16 protein-coding genes and 1 riboswitch are annotated in these 17,334 nt (G+C 70.6%); of the genes, 3 read left to right on the top strand and 13 right to left on the bottom strand.

Annotated features, from left to right (window positions below; genetic code table 11):
• Positions 1 to 13: 13 nt before the first annotated feature.
• The 12 genes from CJ010_RS21675 to cobT all read right to left on the bottom strand — a co-directional run bounded on the left by CJ010_RS21675 (position 14) and on the right by cobT (position 11,575).
• Positions 14 to 1,480: a lipopolysaccharide kinase InaA family protein gene (locus tag CJ010_RS21675; protein WP_141019973.1), complete on the bottom strand. Its 1,467-nt coding sequence runs from the start codon at positions 1,478 to 1,480 to the stop codon at positions 14 to 16.
• Positions 1,480 to 2,259 carry a lipopolysaccharide kinase InaA family protein gene (locus CJ010_RS21670; RefSeq protein WP_205754838.1) on the bottom strand — a complete coding sequence of 260 codons (780 nt, stop codon included), beginning with the start codon at positions 2,257 to 2,259 and terminating at the stop codon, positions 1,480 to 1,482. Before CJ010_RS21670 ends, CJ010_RS21675 begins: the two co-directional genes overlap by 1 nt.
• Positions 2,256 to 3,005 carry a lipopolysaccharide kinase InaA family protein gene (locus CJ010_RS21665; RefSeq protein WP_141019972.1) on the bottom strand — a complete coding sequence of 250 codons (750 nt, stop codon included), beginning with the start codon at positions 3,003 to 3,005 and terminating at the stop codon, positions 2,256 to 2,258. The genes CJ010_RS21670 and CJ010_RS21665 overlap by 4 nt, the downstream gene beginning before the upstream one ends.
• The gene (gene rfaP / locus CJ010_RS21660) at positions 3,002 to 3,838 is read right to left on the bottom strand and encodes a lipopolysaccharide core heptose(I) kinase RfaP (RefSeq protein ID WP_141019971.1); all 837 of its coding nucleotides are present in this window, start codon (positions 3,836 to 3,838) and stop codon (positions 3,002 to 3,004) included. The genes CJ010_RS21665 and rfaP overlap by 4 nt, the downstream gene beginning before the upstream one ends.
• Positions 3,835 to 4,968, bottom strand: a complete 1,134-nt coding sequence (locus CJ010_RS21655; protein ID WP_141019970.1) for a glycosyltransferase family 4 protein — start codon at positions 4,966 to 4,968, stop codon at positions 3,835 to 3,837. Before CJ010_RS21655 ends, rfaP begins: the two co-directional genes overlap by 4 nt.
• Positions 4,968 to 6,071 carry a lipopolysaccharide heptosyltransferase I gene (gene waaC / locus CJ010_RS21650; RefSeq protein ID WP_141019969.1) on the bottom strand — a complete coding sequence of 368 codons (1,104 nt, stop codon included), beginning with the start codon at positions 6,069 to 6,071 and terminating at the stop codon, positions 4,968 to 4,970. The genes CJ010_RS21655 and waaC overlap by 1 nt, the downstream gene beginning before the upstream one ends.
• A 7-nt stretch (positions 6,072 to 6,078) precedes the next feature.
• On the bottom strand, positions 6,079 to 7,134 hold the full coding sequence (waaF, locus tag CJ010_RS21645; protein ID WP_141019968.1) for a lipopolysaccharide heptosyltransferase II: 1,056 nt from the start codon (positions 7,132 to 7,134) through the stop codon (positions 6,079 to 6,081).
• Positions 7,131 to 8,114: an ADP-glyceromanno-heptose 6-epimerase gene (rfaD, locus tag CJ010_RS21640; RefSeq protein ID WP_141019967.1), complete on the bottom strand. Its 984-nt coding sequence runs from the start codon at positions 8,112 to 8,114 to the stop codon at positions 7,131 to 7,133. Before rfaD ends, waaF begins: the two co-directional genes overlap by 4 nt.
• A 40-nt stretch (positions 8,115 to 8,154) precedes the next feature.
• A complete protein-coding gene (rfaE1, locus tag CJ010_RS21635) occupies positions 8,155 to 9,120 on the bottom strand; it encodes a D-glycero-beta-D-manno-heptose-7-phosphate kinase (protein WP_141019966.1) in 966 nt (321 codons plus the stop codon).
• An 85-nt stretch (positions 9,121 to 9,205) separates the two neighbouring features.
• Positions 9,206 to 9,757, bottom strand: coding sequence for an alpha-ribazole phosphatase family protein (cobC, locus tag CJ010_RS21630; RefSeq protein ID WP_141019965.1), 552 nt, complete (start codon positions 9,755 to 9,757; stop codon positions 9,206 to 9,208).
• Complete coding sequence (locus CJ010_RS21625) at positions 9,742 to 10,512, bottom strand: adenosylcobinamide-GDP ribazoletransferase (protein ID WP_141019964.1); 771 nt, start codon at positions 10,510 to 10,512, stop codon at positions 9,742 to 9,744. Before CJ010_RS21625 ends, cobC begins: the two co-directional genes overlap by 16 nt.
• Before the next feature lie 16 nt (positions 10,513 to 10,528).
• Entirely contained in the window at positions 10,529 to 11,575 is a 1,047-nt protein-coding gene (cobT, locus tag CJ010_RS21620; RefSeq protein ID WP_141019963.1) for a nicotinate-nucleotide--dimethylbenzimidazole phosphoribosyltransferase, read from the bottom strand.
• A 273-nt stretch (positions 11,576 to 11,848) separates the two neighbouring features.
• Between cobT and CJ010_RS21615 the strand changes: the two genes are divergently transcribed.
• Positions 11,849 to 13,408: a DUF898 family protein gene (locus CJ010_RS21615; RefSeq protein ID WP_141019962.1), complete on the top strand. Its 1,560-nt coding sequence runs from the start codon at positions 11,849 to 11,851 to the stop codon at positions 13,406 to 13,408.
• Between the two features lie 2 nt (positions 13,409 to 13,410).
• Positions 13,411 to 14,454, top strand: a complete 1,044-nt coding sequence (locus tag CJ010_RS21610; protein ID WP_141019961.1) for a M48 family metallopeptidase — start codon at positions 13,411 to 13,413, stop codon at positions 14,452 to 14,454.
• Here CJ010_RS21610 and cobU read toward each other — a convergent pair whose 3' ends face one another.
• Positions 14,455 to 15,000 carry a bifunctional adenosylcobinamide kinase/adenosylcobinamide-phosphate guanylyltransferase gene (gene cobU / locus CJ010_RS21605; RefSeq protein ID WP_141019960.1) on the bottom strand — a complete coding sequence of 182 codons (546 nt, stop codon included), beginning with the start codon at positions 14,998 to 15,000 and terminating at the stop codon, positions 14,455 to 14,457.
• Between the two features lie 135 nt (positions 15,001 to 15,135).
• Positions 15,136 to 15,368, top strand: a riboswitch (cobalamin riboswitch).
• A gap of 122 nt (positions 15,369 to 15,490) precedes the next feature.
• Between cobU and CJ010_RS21600 the strand changes: the two genes are divergently transcribed.
• Positions 15,491 to 17,329: a TonB-dependent receptor domain-containing protein gene (locus CJ010_RS21600; RefSeq protein WP_141019959.1), complete on the top strand. Its 1,839-nt coding sequence runs from the start codon at positions 15,491 to 15,493 to the stop codon at positions 17,327 to 17,329.
• The last annotated feature ends 5 nt before the right edge of the window (positions 17,330 to 17,334 follow it).

The raw sequence follows: 17,334 nt of genomic DNA, 5'->3' as shown, positions 1-17,334 counted from the left end.
CCGGACGACCGCGTCAGGCGGCGGGCGGCAGTTCGGCGTCCAGCCAGTGCTGCAAGGCGCTGTCCTGCGGCCAGTTGCGCAGCAGGCGGTGGCGGTCGCGGCGCCAGGCGCGGGCGTGGCTGGCGGCGCTGCGATGCTGGCGCATGGCGTCGAGATCGATCAGGTTGACCGCGCTGCCGTCCCACAGCAGGTTGGTGGCCTTGAGGTCGCCGTGGCTGATGCGCTCGCGATGGAGGGTGGCGAACAGCGTGCGCAGCGACGCGGCGATGGCAGGCGGCGGTTCGGCCGCGGGGTCGAGCAGGCTCAGCAGGTCGGTGCCGGCGCAGTAATCGTTCACCAGCCAGGCGCGGCCGCGCAAGGGCCCCCAGCGCTCCTCCACCAAGGCCAGCGGCGCCGGGGTGGGAATGCCGAACAGGCGCAGGCGGTGGCCCTCGCGCCACGAATGCCAGCCGCGGCTCGGACGCCACAGCCGCGACAAGGCATGGCGGGCACTCTTGAGGTTGTAGCGCTTGACCACCATCGGCCTGCCGTCGACGTCCACCCGGGCCACGGTGCAGGTGTTGCCGCGCTTGAGCAGCCGGCCGGCGTCGATCTGGCGGTCGGGGTCGGCGAGCAGCGCGGCGAGGCCGTCGGCCTGCGCGCGGACCACGGCAATGAAGCGGTCGAAACGCCGGCTGACCTTGAACAGCGAACAGTCGCGGCCGGTCTTGGCGAGGTAATCGCGCAGGCGCCAGGCGCGCTCCGCCTTCAGCGCACGGGCCAGCGCGGCGTCGCCGGGCGCCTGAGCATGGCTGCCGCGATAGGCCGCGAGCAGCGGCCCGGTGTGGCCGTCCCAGGTGCGCGGCAGCTGTGCCAGCAGCATGGCCAGATCGCGCGCCGCGGTCTTCTCGGCGAGGACGCCGGCGCCGTGACGGCGGACGGCATCGCCGTCTATCAGCAGCAGGCGGCCGTTGTGGCGCAGGAAGTTGCCGAAGTGGAGGTCGTCGTGGCTGAGCCCGGCGGCGTGGACGCGACCGAGCAGCGCGAAGGCCGGTATCAGTAGCGCTGTGGTGACGGCATCTCCAGGGGCGGCATCGGCCAGCGGCCGCCAGCCGTCGAGCAGGGTGTCGGCGCCGTCGAGGAAGTCGGTCAGCAAGGCGTGGCCGCCGGCGGCCAGCGCCTGCGCGGCCACCAGTGCCGGAGTCGGAATGCCGGCGGCAGCCAGCGCCGCGATGCCCTCGTGTTCGCGTTGCCAGTGGCGCGCGTTGTGCTTGTCGATGAAGAGCTTGATCAGGCGACGCGCGCCGTCCGCATCCATGCATTCGCCGACCACGCGCTTGCCCGGCAGCACCCGCAGCAGGCGCAGAACGAGCAGCTCGCTGCCGTCGCCGAGGCGGATGCGGAAGGGGGTGGGCGGCTTGCGGCCGGCGGCGCGCAGGGCGGCGGCGTCGAGCAGCGGGCCATCGCCGGCAGCCGTGTCGGCGAGCATTGCAGTCGTCATCAGCGGCCCGCCTTCTTGCGGCGACGGGCGAGCAGCCGGCGGATCAGCTTGCGGGCTGGGGCGTCCAGCGCGGGCTGGTCGAGGTAGCGCAGCAGGAAGCGCAGCCGTTCGCCGGTGCTCGGCTCGCTGCTGTGGCGGTCGAGGGTGTCGAGGTCGCGTGCCAGGGCGGCGCGGCCGAAGTGCAGCTTGCGCGTCTTCTCCAGGTCGATCAGGCAGGCGGCCGGGCCGTCGCCGGCACTGCCCGGTGCGCGCAGGAAGACGTGCTTGGGGTAGAGGCAGTTGTGCAGGTGGCCGGCGGCATGCAGGCGACGAACCAGGTCGGCGGTGGCGGCGATCAGCGCCTGACGAGTGGCGCGCGGCAGGGTCGGCCAGTCGCGCAGCCAGGCGTCGAGCGGCCGGTAGTCGTCGAGCGCGCGGGTGACGAGGATGGCGCACACCTTGCCACCGATGCGCCGTTGGCCGAAGACGGCAGCCTGCAGCGCCGGTACACCGTCTTCTGCGTAGCGCAGGATGTTGCGGAACTCGCGGGCGAAGGTCGCCTCGCCCAGCGGTTTCGACAGGCTGCGGCTGAGGTGGTCGATCTGGCGCTTGAGGTAGAAGGCGTGCTCCCGCCCCTCGGCATCGGCGAGAACCAGCCGGCTGACGCTGCTCCAGCCGCCGCGGCCGGTGTTGGGCGCGTCCACGCTGTCGAGTTCGAGCGCCCACAGCGCGGCGAAGCTGTCGAGGCGATGGCGGGTGAAGAGGGCGCGCAGGTCGGGCGCGAAGTAGTCCACCATCATTCCCGCCCTTCGAAGAAGCCGAGGATGCGTCGCAGCCTGCGCTTGTCGCCCGCGTCCAGCCGGGCCTTGCCGGCGTAGTCGAGATAGAAGCGCAGCCGCTGCGTGCGGCTGAGGTGGTACTTGGCGACCTTGTCGAGGCAGGCCAGGTCCTTGACGATGCGGTAGCGCAGGAAGGGCCCCCACCAGAATTCGCCGGCCGGGCAGTCGATCAGGTAGAGCCGCGGTTCGGCGCCGTCGTCGACCAGCAGGTTGCGCCATTTCAGATCGTTGTGGGTGAAGCGCCGGGCGTGCATGCGGCGGGTGATCTCCGCCAGTTGACGCGACACCGCGGCGACCCAGCGGCGATCGGCGAGGCGGGGATCCCTGTCCATGGCCATGCGGTTGAGGTCGGTGGTGCGCGCCAGTTCGGCGGTGATCAGTGCGCCGCGCCGGAAGCTGCCGCCTTGCCGTTCCAGCCCCCAGCCGACCAGCGTGGCGGTAGGGATGCCCCAGGCGGCGAAATGCTGCAGGTTCTCCCATTCGGCCTGCACCCGCGGCCGGCCCAGCCAGCGTCGCAGCGGATTCTTGCCGGCGCCGTGGTAGCGCTTGACGTAGTAGCGCCGGCTGCCCACCGCAACCCGCAGCACCTGGCTGAGCGGATCGCGCGCCACCGGTTCGCCGTCGAGCGCGAACACTGCGTCCAGCGAAGCGAAGGTCTGCGCTGCCGCATCGTCCAGCGCGGCGCGGGCGAGCGTCCATCCGGTCATCGTTGCAGCGCCGGGCGGTTGGCGAACTTGCGTTCGTAGCGACGTTTGAGGCGGGCCGCTTCGTGTTCCAGATGGCGCAGCAGCGCAGCCTCGCGCTGCAGGGTGGCGCGCAGCGGGCCGGGGAAGTAGTGGCGCAGGAAGCGCAGCTTGTCGCGCCGGGTCAGGCCGATGTCGAGCGCCGAAAAATACAGCGCAGACAGATCCTTGTCGCGCCAGCGCCGCGGTGTGGCCGGACGCATCTGGGCGCGGTGCAGGTCGATCAGCGCGAGCTGCGGCGCGCCGGACAGCCCGCCATCGGTGCGCAACAGGAAGTGGCAGAGGTAGAAGTCGCGGTGGTTCATGCCGCCTTCGTGGAGGCGGCGGGCGATGTCGGCGACCGCCGCGATCAGGGCGCGCTTGTGGGCAAGCGGCGGCGGTACATTGCGCCAGTCGCGGGTGTGGACGTCGAGGTCCACCGCCGGTTCGATCGCTGCGGTGACGAGGAAGGACTCGCGCCGTGCCGGGCCGCGGCCGCGTTCGCCGTAGGCGATGGCGGTCATGGTCGGCACGCCGAGCGCATGGCAGGTCTGGATCGCCAGCCATTCGTTGCCGGCGCCGAGCACAGGGCGGCGCAGGTGGATCAGTTCCTCGAGGATGCGGCCCCATCCGATGCCGCTCTGGTGCTTGAGGTAGTAGCCGCGGCCGCCGATTTCGAAGCGCAGCGTACGGCGGCCTTCGAGATCGCGCACCACGCTGCCTGTGGCGGCATCGCGGGCGAGTTCTGCCGCCGCGGCGAAGGCGTCGCGCTCGGCCCACAGCGTGGACAGCGGCGGGGTGAGCACCAGCCTGTTCATCCGCGCCGGCCCAGGATGATGTCTGCCGCGCGCTCGGGCAGGCTGTAGAGGTCGGCGCTGTCGGCAAAGGCCAGCGCATTGCGCTGCCAGTGGCTGCGCGCGTCGGCGTCGCTCAGCAGGCGGGCCAGCGCCTCGTCCAGCGAGGCCTGCACGAAGGGTTCGGGCACGATCAGACCGGCGTCTGCATCGTCGATGTAGTGGGCGTAGCCGCAGGTGGCGGTCGCGATCACCGGCAGGCCGGCCACCAGGGCTTCGAGCAGCACGGTGCCGGTGTTCTCGTGGCGGGCCGGGTGCAGCAGCGCGTCGGCGCCGAGCAGGAAGTCGGGTACGTCGTCACGGCCGCCGGGGATGAAGACGCGCTCGCCCATGCCGAGCTTGCGGGCCTGGTCGAGGAAGGGGCCGGGGTCGTCGGCGCCGATCGCCACCAGCCGGGTGCGGCGCTTGAGCGGCTCCGGCAGCGTAGCCAGCGCTGCGATGCTGCGGTCCAGGCCCTTGCGCGGAAAGTCCGAGCCGATCTGCACCAGCAGCAGCTCGCCGTCCTGCAGGCCGAACTCGGTGGCGAACCTGGCACGTGCCGCCGCGCGGCGTGCGGCGGCGTCCGGCGGCGCGCGGCGGTCGGGTGCGATGCCGGGCGGCAGCAGGTGGAAGCGCCGTGCCGGGGTGCCGTAGTACTTGGCGAAGAGCGGCTGCTGGGTGGTCGAGATCATCAGGATCTCGGTCCTGCCTTCGGGCGCGAATACCGCGTGCTCGTAGGCGGCGAAATGCCGATAGCGCGGACTGTAGCGGTAGAGCGGCTTGCGCAGCGTGCGCGCCTTGTGCTCGAAGCAGGGATCGGCCGCGTAATAGACGTCCAGCCCCGGCATCTTGTTGAAACCGACGACGCGGTCCACCGGCCGCTGCGCGATGTCGGCCTCCACCCAGCGGGTGAACTTGGCATAGCGGCGATGGTTGGCGTAGGACGTCACCGGCACTCTGACCAGCTCGAAGCCGGGCGGCACCTCGCCCTGCCATTCCAGCGCATAGACGCGGATGGCGTGGCCGCGCGCCTGGCAGGTGAGGGCAATGCGCAGGAAGTCGCGCTGCAGGCCGCCGTAGGGGAAGTACTTGTACAGGCAGAAGGCGAGTTGCATCAGGCGGCTGATCCAGATTTGGCGGCTTGGGCAAGCATGGTTTCCAGCACCGACCAGACCCGTGCCGGCGGCAGACGGGTGAAGCAGGGCGGCTGCTCCGGATGGAGGTCGAGCTCGAAGCGCTGTCGATCCCCGGCGGTCGGCTTGAAGTCGCAATGCCGCTTGAGGCAGGGCGAGCATGGGAAGTCGGCGGCGAGGTGGAGCTGGCGGCGGCCCCAGGCACCGGTATAGCCCAGGTTGGTAGGGCCGAACAGCGACACGGTGGGAATTTCGAGCGCGGCGGCGAGGTGGCCGAGGCCGGTATCCACCGCCACGCAGGCCGCGGCGCCGGCGAGTTCGGCGGCGATGTCGGTAAGCGTGAGCCGCGGCAGCACACGGACGTCGCCCAGGCCGGCTGCCAGGCGCTGGGCACGCTCGCCTTCGGCCGCGCTGCCCCACGGCAGGCGCACCTGCCAGCCGTGGGCGACGGCGAGTTCGGCAAGCTGGCGCCAGTAGGGCTCCGGCCAGTGCTTGGTGGGCCAGGTGGTGCCGTGCAGGAACACCAGGTAGGGACGTGAGCGGTCGGGCTGATAGGCGGTGCTGGCGAGCAGGCGGGTGCGGTCGAGACCGTAGCTGCCGGTGGCATCGGCGTCTTCTCCCAGCGTATAGCCCAGCGCCAGCGCGAACAGTTCGCGCACCCGCCGTACCGCATGGCGGCCCCAGGGCACGTTGTGGCGGTGGCGGTAGAACAGGCTGGCGGCCGCTTCGCGCGCCGAGCCGAAGCCCAGGCCGTGCACCGGCGAGCGCGCGTAGCGGCTGAGCCAGGCGCTCTTGAGCAGGCCCTGGGCGTCGATCACCGCGTCGTACTCGGTGTCCCCCATGGCATGGCGGAAGGCGTGCCATTCGCCGCTCTTGCGGGCGTGCCAGGGATGCTTGCGCCAGCGCCGCACGGCGACCGGGATGACGCGGTCCACCGCCGGGTGCCAGGCCGGGATCTCGGCGAAGGGTTCTTCCACTACCCAGTCGAAGCGGATGTCGGGGAAGACGCGCGCGGCGTCGGTCAGCGCCGGCAGGGTGTGGATGACATCGCCCAGCGACGAGGTCTTGATGACGAGTACCCGCATCCGGCGCTCAGGCTCCGTGCGCCGCGATGCGGCGTGCGCCGGCACCCAGGCCTTCGAGCGCGGCCAGCACGCTGGCCGGCGTGATGTCGGTCAGGCAGCGGGTGTGGCCGAGCGGGCAGGTACGCTGGAAACAGGGGGAGCAGTCGAGGCGCAGGTTGCGGATCGCCACCTTGTCCGACAGCGGCGGCGTGTGTTCCGGGCTCGACGAGCCATAGATCGCCACCAGCGGCACGCCCAGCGCGGCGGCCACATGCATCAGGCCGGAATCGTTGGTGACAGCGGCTTCCGCCAGCCCCAGCAGGTCGACCGCGTCGCCGAGCTGGGTGCGGCCGGCGAGGTCGATCACGCCCGGGTTGTCGGCGCAGATCGCTTCGGCAGCGGCCTTGTCCTTGGGCGAACCGGTGACCCACACCTGGTAGCCGCGGCCGACCAGTTCGCGCCCCAGCGCGGCGAAGTGCGGCAGCGGCCACTGCTTGGCCGGACCGTATTCGGCGCCGGGCATGAACACCACTGCCGGGCGGTCGGTGGCCAGTCCGAGACGTTCGCGCAGGCCGGCCTGGTTGGCGGCATCGGCGGCGAGCCGCGGCAGCGGGAAGGGTTCCGGCAGCGGCGAACCGGCCGGACGGCCCAGCGCGACGAAGCGCTGCACCGTCATCGGCAGGGCGGCTTCGTCGAGGCGACGGGCGTCGTTGAGCAGGCCGTAGCGCAGCTCGCCGACGAAGCCGGTGCGGCGCGGGATGCGGGCGAAAAAGGGCACCAGCGCCGACTTCAGCGAATTCGGCAGCACGATGGCCTGATCGTAGCCTTCGGCGGCGAGTTCGCGGCCGAGCCTCCAGCGCACGCCCAGCCCGAATTCGCCGTGGCCGATCGGCATCACCACGCCGCGGCGGACTTCCGGCATGCGCGCCAGGATGGGCAGCGACCAGGCCGGCGCGAGCACGTCTATGGTGGTTTCGGGCGCGTTGGGGCCGCCGCGCTGGAGCAGCGCGAACAGGCTTTGCGCCATCACCATGTCGCCGACCCAGGAAGGGCCGACGACCAGGATCTTGCGGGCCTGGCTCAACGCTTGTCCTGGCCGCGGCCGGCCAGCCAGCCGAGATAGGCGGGCACGCCGGTCTCGACGTCCATGAACGGGCGGTCGTAGCCGGCGGCGCGCAGCGCGCTCATGTCGGCTTCGGTGAAGCTCTGGTAGCGTCCCTTGAGGTGGTCCGGGAAGGGGATGTAGTCGATGCCGCCACGCTCGCGGGTGGCATCGTCGCCCTGGGCGCGGAACCACTTGATCGCGGCACGGGCGACGTCGTTGAAGCTCTGCGCGCGGCCGGTGCCGAGGTTGAAGATGCCCGACACCTGCGGGTTGTCCATCAGCCACAGGTTGACCGCGACGATGTCGTCGACATGGATGAAGTCGCGCCGCTGTTCGCCCGGACCGTAGCCGTCGGAACCTTCGAACAGCCGCACCCGGCCGGATTCGTGGAGCTGGTTGTTGAAGTGGAAGGCGACGCTCGCCATCGAGCCCTTGTGCTGTTCGCGCGGGCCGTAGACGTTGAAGTAGCGCAGGCCCACCACCTGGCTGTCGATGCCCTGCTGGGCGCGCAGATGGCAGTCGAACAGGAACTTGGAATAGGCGTACATGTTGAGCGGCTGCTCGAACTCGCGCGCTTCGCGGAAGACCGGGCCCATGCCGTACACCGAGGCCGACGAGGCGTAGATCAGCGGCACCTTGCGCGCCACGCACCAGGCCAGCAGGGCCTTGGTGTACTCGTAGTTGACCCGCATCACGAAGCGGCCGTCCCACTCGGTGGTGGAGGAGCAGGCGCCTTCGTGGAACACCGCGTCGACCTTGCCGAAATCCTCGCCAGCCTGGAGGCGGAGGAGAAAGTCGTCCATGTCCATGTAGTCGCGGATGTCGGCATCGGCCAGGTTGAGGCATTTGCGGCCGTCGCGCAGGTCGTCGACCACCAGGATGTCGGTGATGCCGCGGGCGTTGAGCCCCTGCACGATGTTGCTGCCGATGAAGCCGGCGCCGCCGGTAACGATGATCATCTTGGACTCCTCTTGCAGTGCGTCGGTGCGTCGCGCCGGGTCAGGCCGCGCGCAGGGCTTCGTTGAGTTCGCCGGCGCTCACGGTGGCGGTGCCGAGCTTGCCGACCACCACGCCGGCGGCGACATTGGCGAGCGCGGTGGCTTCGGCCAGCGGCAGGCCGCAGGCCAGGCCGGCGCCCAGTACCGCGACCACGGTGTCGCCGGCGCCGGTGACGTCGAACACGTCGCGCGCGCGGGTCGGCAGGTTGAGCGGCGCGTGGCCGCGTTCGAGCAGGGTCATGCCGCGCTCGGAGCGGGTCACCAGCAGGGCGTCGAGGTCGAGCGCGTCGCGCAGCGCCTCGCCGCGTGCCACCAGGGTGGTTTCGTCGGCGCAGTGGCCGACCACCGCCTCGAACTCGGCGAGGTTGGGGGTGATCACGGTGGCGCCGCAATAGCGGCCGAAATCGGTGCCCTTGGGGTCGACCACGACGGGCACCCGGCGTTCGCGCGCCACCCGGATCAGGCTGCCGACCTGGGCCAGCGTGCCCTTGCCGTAGTCGGACAGGACCACCGCGCCGCTCGCGGGCAGCGCCGCCTCGAAGGCTTCCTCGATGCCGGCGCATTCGAGCACGGCGAAGTTGTCCTCGAAGTCGAGCCGGATCAGCTGCTGGTGACGGCTGATGATGCGCAGCTTGGTGATGGTGGGGTGTTGCGGCGCCTCCTGCAGGCGGCAGACCACGCCGCCGGCCTCCAGCCGTTCGCGCAGCAGGCGGGCGGCTTCGTCGCGGCCCACCAGACCGACCAGTTCGGCACCGGCGCCGAGCGAGGCGGCGTTGAGCGCGACGTTGCCGGCGCCGCCGGCACGGAATTCGTCGCCCTCGACCTTGACCACCGGCACCGGCGCTTCCGGCGAGATGCGCGTGGTCGAGCCGTGCCAGTAGCGGTCGAGCATCACGTCGCCGACGACGAGGACGCGGCCACGGGCGAAATCGGGCAGGGTGGTGGGCGTGGAGGCGGACTGGGGCATCGGCAGGCGCGCTAGCGTGTTGAAAAGTCCGCGATTATCCCACGAAGGCAGGTGTCGCGGCGCTTCACGCCCGGCGGACGATGCGCTAGCGGTTGAACCACTTGAGCACGACGCCCCAGCTTTCGACGTCCAGCCGGGTGACGTGGCCGCATTCGAAGTCGAGCGCCAGCCAGCGCTCGGCGGGCAGGCCGAGCAGATGGCCGGCGATGGCGCGCAAAGGCCCGCCGTGGGCCACCACCACCACAGGCTGCTGCGGTTGGGTGGCGAGCAGGGCGTCGAGCCAGTGCAGCACGCGATTGGCCATTTCGCGCGCCGATTCGCCGCCGGGAGCGCGAAAGCCCATCGGATCGGCCGCCCATTCGTCGAGCGCGGTGCCGATCTCGGCGAAGAGCTGCCCCTCCCAGTCGCCGAAGTGGATCTCCTTCAGGCGCGCATCGAGCCGCGGCCGGCCGAGTGCGTCGGCCAGCAGCCGGGCGCGTTGCAGCGGGCTGGCGTGCAGGTCGAAGCGGACCGGCAGCAGCGGGCGCAGCCGGGCGGCGACGGTCGCCGCCGGTTCGGCCAGGCCGACGTCGCTCTGCCCGTAGCAGATGCCGGGCGGCACGTCGGGCTTGGGGTGGCGGATCAGGTGAAGTTCCATGCGCTGAGGATGGCGAGGTAGGTGGCGAGTTCGGCTGCCTGCTGGGTGGCACCGAGCAGGTCGCCGGTATAGCCGCCCAGCCGGCGCAGGAAGAGGCGGGCTGCGGCCACGCTGACGAGCGCGCAGGCCGCGAGCGCCGCCGCGGCCTGCAGCGGCGTCAGCAGGGCGAGCGGGGCGAGCCCGCAGACGATGGCGACCGCCAAGCCGGGGCGGTCCAGCGGCTGCGCCAGCGGGCGCGCCTTGGAGCTGTCGTCGGCGCGCGCATAGGGCAGGCGGTGCAGGATGGCGGTGGCGGCAAGGCGGGACAGCGGATGAGCGGCGAGCAGCGCCGCCGCCACCGCAGCGCTGCCGGCGGCGGCGATCTCCACCAGCGCCGCGACCTTGGCGAGCAGCATCAGCACCAGGCCGATGGTGCCGTAGCTGCCGATGCGCGAGTCCTTCATGATCGCCAGGATCTGCGCCTTGTCCCAGCCGCCGCCGAGGCCGTCGCAGGCGTCCGCCCAGCCGTCTTCGTGGAAGGCGCCGGTGAAGCGGATGGCGAGCGCCAGCGCCAGGATCACCGCCACCGTTGGTGGCAGCAGCAGTGCGCACAGCGCGTAGCCGGCGGCGGCCAGCGAGCCGACCGCCCAGCCGACCAGCGGGAAGTAGCGCGCGGACGCGGCCAGCCGCTCCGACGACCACGGCACCCAGGCCGGCACCGGCAGACGGGTGAAGTAGCCGAAGGCGGTGAAGAGGAGTTCGAGCTGGTGGCGCATGCGGCGCGCGGGGTCGTCAGGCCTTGTCGCTGACGCCGGCCGACTCGAAGCTGGCCATCTCGTTGAGGAAATTCACCGCCGCCTGCACCAGCGGCCAGGCGAGCGCGGCGCCGGTGCCTTCGCCCAGGCGCAGGTCGAGCTCCATCAGGGGTTCGACGCCGAGTGCTGCGAGCTGCACGCTGTGGCCGGGCTCGCGCGAGCGGTGGGCGAACACGCAGTAGGGCAGGATCTGCGGCGCGATGGCGTGGGCGGCGAGCAGCGCCGAGCTGACGATGAAACCGTCGATCAGCAGCAGCATGCCCTTCTCCGCAGCGCCCAGCATGGCGCCGGCCATCATCGCGATCTCGAAGCCGCCGTATTCGGCCAGCACCGCCAGCGGATCGGTGGGGCGGCCGCCGCGCGTCAGCGCCTGTTCCAGCAGCGCGCGCTTGCGGGCGAGGCCGGCATCGTCCAGCCCGGTGCCGCGCCCGGTGATGGTGGCGAGGTCGGCGCCTTTGGCCTCGCCGACCAGGCAGTGCGTGATGAGCGAGGCGGAGGCGGTGTTGCCTATGCCCATTTCGCCGAAGCCGACCGCGTTGCAGCCGTTGGCGGCGAGCGCATGGGCGAGTTCGCGGCCGCGGGCGAGCGCCGCGTCGCGCTCGGCGGCGCTCATCGCCGGCGCCTCGAGGTAGTTGGCGGTGCCGGGGGCGATCTTGGCGTCGATCAGGCCGGGCCGCTTGCCGAAGTCGTGGTTCACGCCGGCATCGACCACGGTGAGGCCGAGTTCCATCTGGCGGCAGAAGACATTGATCGCGGCGCCGCCGGCGAGGAAGTTCTCCACCATCTGCCAGGTCACGTCCTGCGGATAGGCCGACACGCCGGCGCGCGCGGCACCGTGGTCGCCGGCGAACACCAGGATGTGCGGCTGGTGCAATGCCGGGGTCTCGGTCTGCTGGACGAGGCCGATCTGCAGCGCCAGCGCCTCCAGCCGGCCGAGCGCGCCCACCGGCTTGGTCTTGCGGTCGATGCGTTGCTGGAGCCGCGCGCGGAGCGCGTCGTCGGGGGCGGTAAGGGCGAAATTCATCGTGTGTCCTGCGGTTGGCGGTGCGAACGAGGCATGCGGCCGGGCCGGAGGGGACCGGCGGGCTGGGGCCGAACGGTAGCAGATCGGGTCGGACGCCGCATCCGGGCAGGGCGGTGGCGGGCGATCCGCCCTGCGCCGCGCGCGGCGGTTGGAGCACCGCAACATTGCATCTATCATGCCCGCGCAGACCGGTCGAAAATCGCGCCAGTTCAGGGGCGGCGCGAGCTTGCGGCCGGAGTCGATCGAAAAGTACGGGGCCCAAGGGAGGCGTCGATGTCGGAAGCGGTCTATGCAGTGGTGTTTCGGGGCGAGATCCTCGATGGATACAGCCAGGAACAGGTCAAGGAAGGCTTCGGCCGGATGTTCGGACTGGGGGCGGACAAGCTCGAGCAGCTGTTCCTGCATCCCAAGGTGGTGCTCAAGAAGGGCCTGAACCGCGACGAGGCCGACCGCTACCGCGCGACGCTGGCGGGCATCGGTGCGGTGGTCAGCGTCGAGGCGCCGGCGGTGCAGCAGTACATGTCGTCGTCCGCAGCACCGGCTGCGGTGGATCCGGCGCTGGCGGCTTCGGCTGCGGTGACCCAGGTGGTACCGCGCCCGGCACCCGCGGCAGGGGACAACGTCTCCCCGACCATGGTCGTCCGGCCCGAGGACGCCGCGCGCAGCGCGCCGGAGGCGGTGACGGTGGTGGTGCCGCGCACGGCCGCGGCGGCGTCCGTTGCGGCGGACGCCATCGACCCGTCGGCCCAGACCATCGTGATCGCGCGGCCGCGCCCGGAGGCGGCGCCGGCAGCGGCGGGCGCCGGTGCGCCGCCAGCCGGGGCCGCGGTGCGCCCGGCTGCCGCGCGCCAGGCCGAACCGCGCTCGCTGCCGTTCGAATTCCATGGCGACGGTTTCGAGTTCTTCCGCATCTGGATCGTCAACCTGCTGCTGACCATCGTCACCCTCGGCATCTATTCGGCCTGGGCCAAGGTGCGCACCCAGCGCTACTTCTACGGCAACACCCGGCTGGACGGCAGCAGCTTCGACTACCTCGGCGATCCGCTCAAGATCCTCAAGGGTCGGCTCATCGCCTTCGTCTTCCTGGTGCTGTATTCCGGCTCGGACCTGGTGTCGCCCTTCCTCAGCGTGGTGGTGATGCTGCTCTTCCTCGCCGCGCTGCCCTGGATCATGGTCAAGGGTCTCAGCTTCCGTAACCACAACAGCGCCTGGCGCGGGGTGCGCTTCGGTTTCGACGGCAAGGTCGGCGAGGCGGCCATGGTCTTCCTGCTGTGGCCGCTGCTTGGTGCGATCACGCTCGGCGTGCTGATGCCGCTGGCCTTCCACAAGCAGCAGTGCTTCATCATCGGCAACAGCCGCTATGGCACCTGCCGCTTCGAGTTCGATGCCGGCGCCAAGGCCTTCTACTGGATGTTCCTCGGCGTGCTGGCGATCTTCATCGGCGGCGGGCTGGCGAGCGTGCTGCTCGGTTTCGTGTTCGGGCCGCTCGGCGCGCTGGCGATGGCGGCGACCTACCTGGCGGCCTTCGCCTGGTTCAACGTCAAGTTCGCCAATCTGCGCTACGGCCATACCGCGCTCGCCGGCAACCGCTTCCAGGCGGACTACGAGCTGGGCAGCTACGCCCGGCTGATGGCGGTGAACCTGCTCGGCATGGTGCTGACGCTGGGCTTGTTCTACCCGTGGGCCAAGGTGCGCAACGCGCGCTACGCCGCCGAACACATCGCGCTGGTGGCCGAGGACGATCTCGACGGCTTCGTGGCGGCGCGCCAGCAAGAGGTGTCGGCCACCGGCGGCGAGGTCGGCGATCTGTTCGACGTCGATTTCGGCATCTGAGCATGACAACGGCGATCGCCGGCATCTGGTTCAGCGGCGCAGGTTCGCGCCCGCAGCCGGCTACGCTGGCGCTCGCTGACGGCCGCGTCAGCGTGCTGGCCGACGGCGTGGTGCTGGCGGGACCGCTGGCACTGACCGAACTCGCGGTCAGCTCGCGCCTCGGCAGCACGCCGCGCTTCCTGCGTTTCCCCGGCGGCGCCACCTTCGAGACCGCCGACAACGACGGCGTGGATCGCCTGATCGCGCCGCTGCGCCCGCATCACGGCCTCATCCACCGGCTGGAATCCAGCCTGCGCTACGTGCTGCTCGGACTGGTCGTGACGGTGGCCTTCGTCTGGGGCGCGGTGCGCTACGGCATTCCGGCGCTGGCCGAGGTCACGGCGTTTTCATTGCCGGCCTCGCTCAACCAGCAGATCGGCGACGGTGCGCTGGAGCTGCTGGATGGCGAACTGCTGGCGCCGAGCGCGCTGGCTGCGGACGAACAGCGGCGGCTGCGGGCGCGCTTTGCCCCGCTGCTCGCTTCGGCCGGCCCGCTGCCGCTGCAGGTGGAGTTTCGCGATGCGGCGCGCAGTCTGGGCGCGAATGCGCTGGCGCTGCCCTCGGGTACCATCGTGTTCACCGATCAGCTGGTACGGCTGGCCGAGCGCGACGAGGAGTTGATGGCGGTGCTGGCCCACGAGATCGGTCACATCGAGCGCCGCCATGCGCTGCGCCAGGTGCTGCAGGCGTCGGCGCTCGGTCTGGTGGTGATGGCGGTGACCGGCGACGTGTCGTCGGTGTCGTCCGCGGTGGCGGCGATCCCGGTGCTGCTCACCCAGCTCGGCTATTCGCGCAGTTTCGAGTACGAGGCCGATCGTTACGGCGCCGCGCTGCTCGCCAGCCATGGCATCGGCGCCTCCCATCTCGGCACCATGCTGTCGCGGCTGGAGGGGGCGCGCGATTGCACCCGCCACGGCGGCTGCCGGAGTGCTGCCGGCGACTGGCAGGACTACCTCTCCACCCACCCGCCCACCGCCGAGCGGCTGCGCCAGCTCAACGCCCGCTGATCAGCCCTTCAGCACCAGCGGCAGGCCGGCGGCGACGAAGCTCACCCGCGGCACGCAGGCCGCCACCGCCTGGTTGAGGCGGCCGGCCTCGTCGCGGAACAGCCGGCCGAGCGGGGTTTCCGGCACCAGGCCGAGGCCGACTTCGTTGGCCACCAGCAGCACCCGGCCCGGCAGTTGCGGCAACACGGCCAGCAGGTCGTCGCGTTCGCTGCGAAAGCGCGGCAGCGCATCCGCACTCGCCGCCGGCGGCAGCAACTCGGCGCCGGCCAGCAGATTGGTCAGCCACAGCGTCAGGCAGTCGACGATCAGGCAGCGCTCGGCGGCGGCTTCGCGGCGCAGGGCGTCGGCCAGCGCCAGCGGTTCCTCCACCGTCCGCCAGCCGGCCGGGCGATCGGCCCGGTGGCGGCGGATGCGTTCGGACATCTCGTCGTCGCCGGCCTCGGCGGTCGCGATCACCGTGACCGCAAGCCCGCTTGCCAGCGCTATCTGCTCGGCGTGGCGGCTCTTGCCGGAACGGGCACCGCCCAGGATGAGTTCGCAGGTCATTGTGTTGATTTGATGTTTGTCGCAGGGTCGTCCCAAGACAAGACGGCTTCCTTGGGGGCAGCGGCCCGCGTAGCGGTGTTTTTTGCGCTGCACGAAAAGGGCCGGACAAGGTATCATCCGCGCCCACTGCCCCGGAAGGGGCGGCGTGTTTCAGGTGCCCGAAGGCGGTCCTCGCCCCAGGGTTAAACGGGAAACAGGTGAGCGTCTGCGGACGCGATGCCTGTGCTGCCCCCGCAACGGTAAGTGAGTAAGAGGCGCATCAAGCAGCCACTGGGTGATACACCCGGGAAGGCGATGCGCTGGGCCGGATCGACATCGGATCCGGCTACCCACGAGCCCGGATACCGGCCCGAACGCGAACTGGCGGATGTGTCGCGGGGTGGCGGCGAAGGGTGCAGTGTTGGGCTCCTCACGGTTTCTCCCGGCATGTCCTTATGCGATTGGGCCATGGCGTGCGGGGACGCGAGCCGTGGCTTGTGGGAGTATCCCGATGACCATCCGAATCTCCGCGCTCGCTGCGGCGTGCGCACTTGCCCATCCCCTGCTGGTTCAGGCCGGCGACGATCCGACCCTCGGCACCACCGTGGTGACCGCCACCCGCCAGCCGCAGAGCCTGTCCGACGCGCTGGCCGAGGTCGACGTGATCGACCGTGCCGAAATCGACAAGGCTGGCGGCAATACCAGTCTGGTGCAACTGCTGTCGGCACGCCCCGGCATCCAGGTCACCACCAACGGCGGCGCCGGTTCCAACAGCAGCGTCTTCATCCGCGGCACCACTTCCGGCCATGTGCTGGTGCTGATCGACGGCATGCGCGTCGGTTCGGCCACCTCAGGCTCGCCCACCCTGGAAATGATTCCGCTGGCGCTGATAGACCGTGTCGAGATCCTGCGCGGTCCGGCGAGCGCGCTCTACGGCTCCGATGCCATCGGCGGCGTCATCCAGATCTTCACCCGCAAGGGCGAGGAAGGCCTGCACCCGACTTTCAGCATCGGCGCCGGCACCGAGGACGCCCGCTCCTTGAGCGCGGGGCTGTCCGGCGGCGTGGATCGCCTGCGCTACAGCCTGACCGCCGGTCACGACCGCACCGACGGCATCAATGCCAAGCCGCTGTCCACCCGCGGCCGCGACGGCGACGACGACGGTTTCCGCAACGACTACTTCAGCGGGGCAGTTTCGCTCGGTTTCCGCGAGCGCGACGAAGTCGGGCTCAACGTCTTCCATTCCGACGGTCGCAACTGGTACGACGCCGGTCGCGCCTTCGATTCCTACCTCGACAAGCGCACCGACAGCGCCGGCGTGCACATGCGCAATCAGCTGACGCAGGACTGGGCCAGCACAGTCCGTGTCGGCTATAGCGCCGACACCTCGCGCACCCGTTCGACCGCCACCTCGGTGTCGGATTTCAACACCTACCAGAGCCAGTTCACCTGGCAGAACGACGTCGCGCTGGCCGGCGGTTCGCTGCTGGCCGCCTACGAGTTCCTCGAACAGAACGTCGCTACCGCCACGGCCTATGCGAAGACCAATCGCATCGTCAATTCGGTGTTGCTGGGCTGGGGTGGGGAGTTCGGCAAGCACCATGTGCAGGTCAATGCCCGCCGCGACCAGAACTCGCAGTACGGCGGCAAGACCACCGGTTCGGCCGCCTACGGCTACCAGTTCGCGCCGGAATGGCGGGTGCACGGCAGCATCGGCACCGCCTTCAAGGCGCCGAGCTTCAACGACCTGTACTATCCGCTCGACTGCGACCCGGTGTACGGCTGTTTCGGCGGCAACCCGGACCTCAAGCCGGAAGAAGCGCTCAACCGCGAGGTCGGCATCAGCTGGGAGCGCAAGGACTTCAGCTTCCGCGCCACCTATTTCAACAACCGGGTCAAGAACCTGATCGACTGGAGCACCGGTATCGCCAGCAATGTCGCCACCGCCGAACTCGAAGGCGTCGAACTCGGCATGACGGCGAGCGTGTATGGTTACCGCCTGCGCGCCAGCCTCGACTTCCTCGACGCCAAGGACAAGGACAGCGGCGACGACCTCGGCCGGCGTGCGCGCGAAAGCGGCTCGTTCGGCATCGAGCGCGACATCGGCGACTGGACGCTGGGCGCCGAGGTGGTCGGCCAGGGGCGCCGCTACGACAAGGTGCCCAACGTGGCATCGGGAAGGATGGGAGGCTATGCGCTGCTCAATGCCTATGCGCAATACGCGCTGGCGCGCGACTGGCGGATCGACGTGCGCGCCAACAACGTTCTCGACAAGGATTACGAGCTGGCCAAAGGCTACGGCACGCCGGGCATCAACGCCTTCGTCGCGCTGCGCTACGCGCCGCGCTGATCGCC

This window comes from Azoarcus sp. DD4, assembly GCF_006496635.1.
Classification (GTDB): Bacteria; Pseudomonadota; Gammaproteobacteria; order Burkholderiales; family Rhodocyclaceae; genus Azoarcus.
The sequence above is the reverse complement of the archived record's forward strand: the minus strand, read 5'-3'. Positions and strand labels throughout refer to the sequence as shown.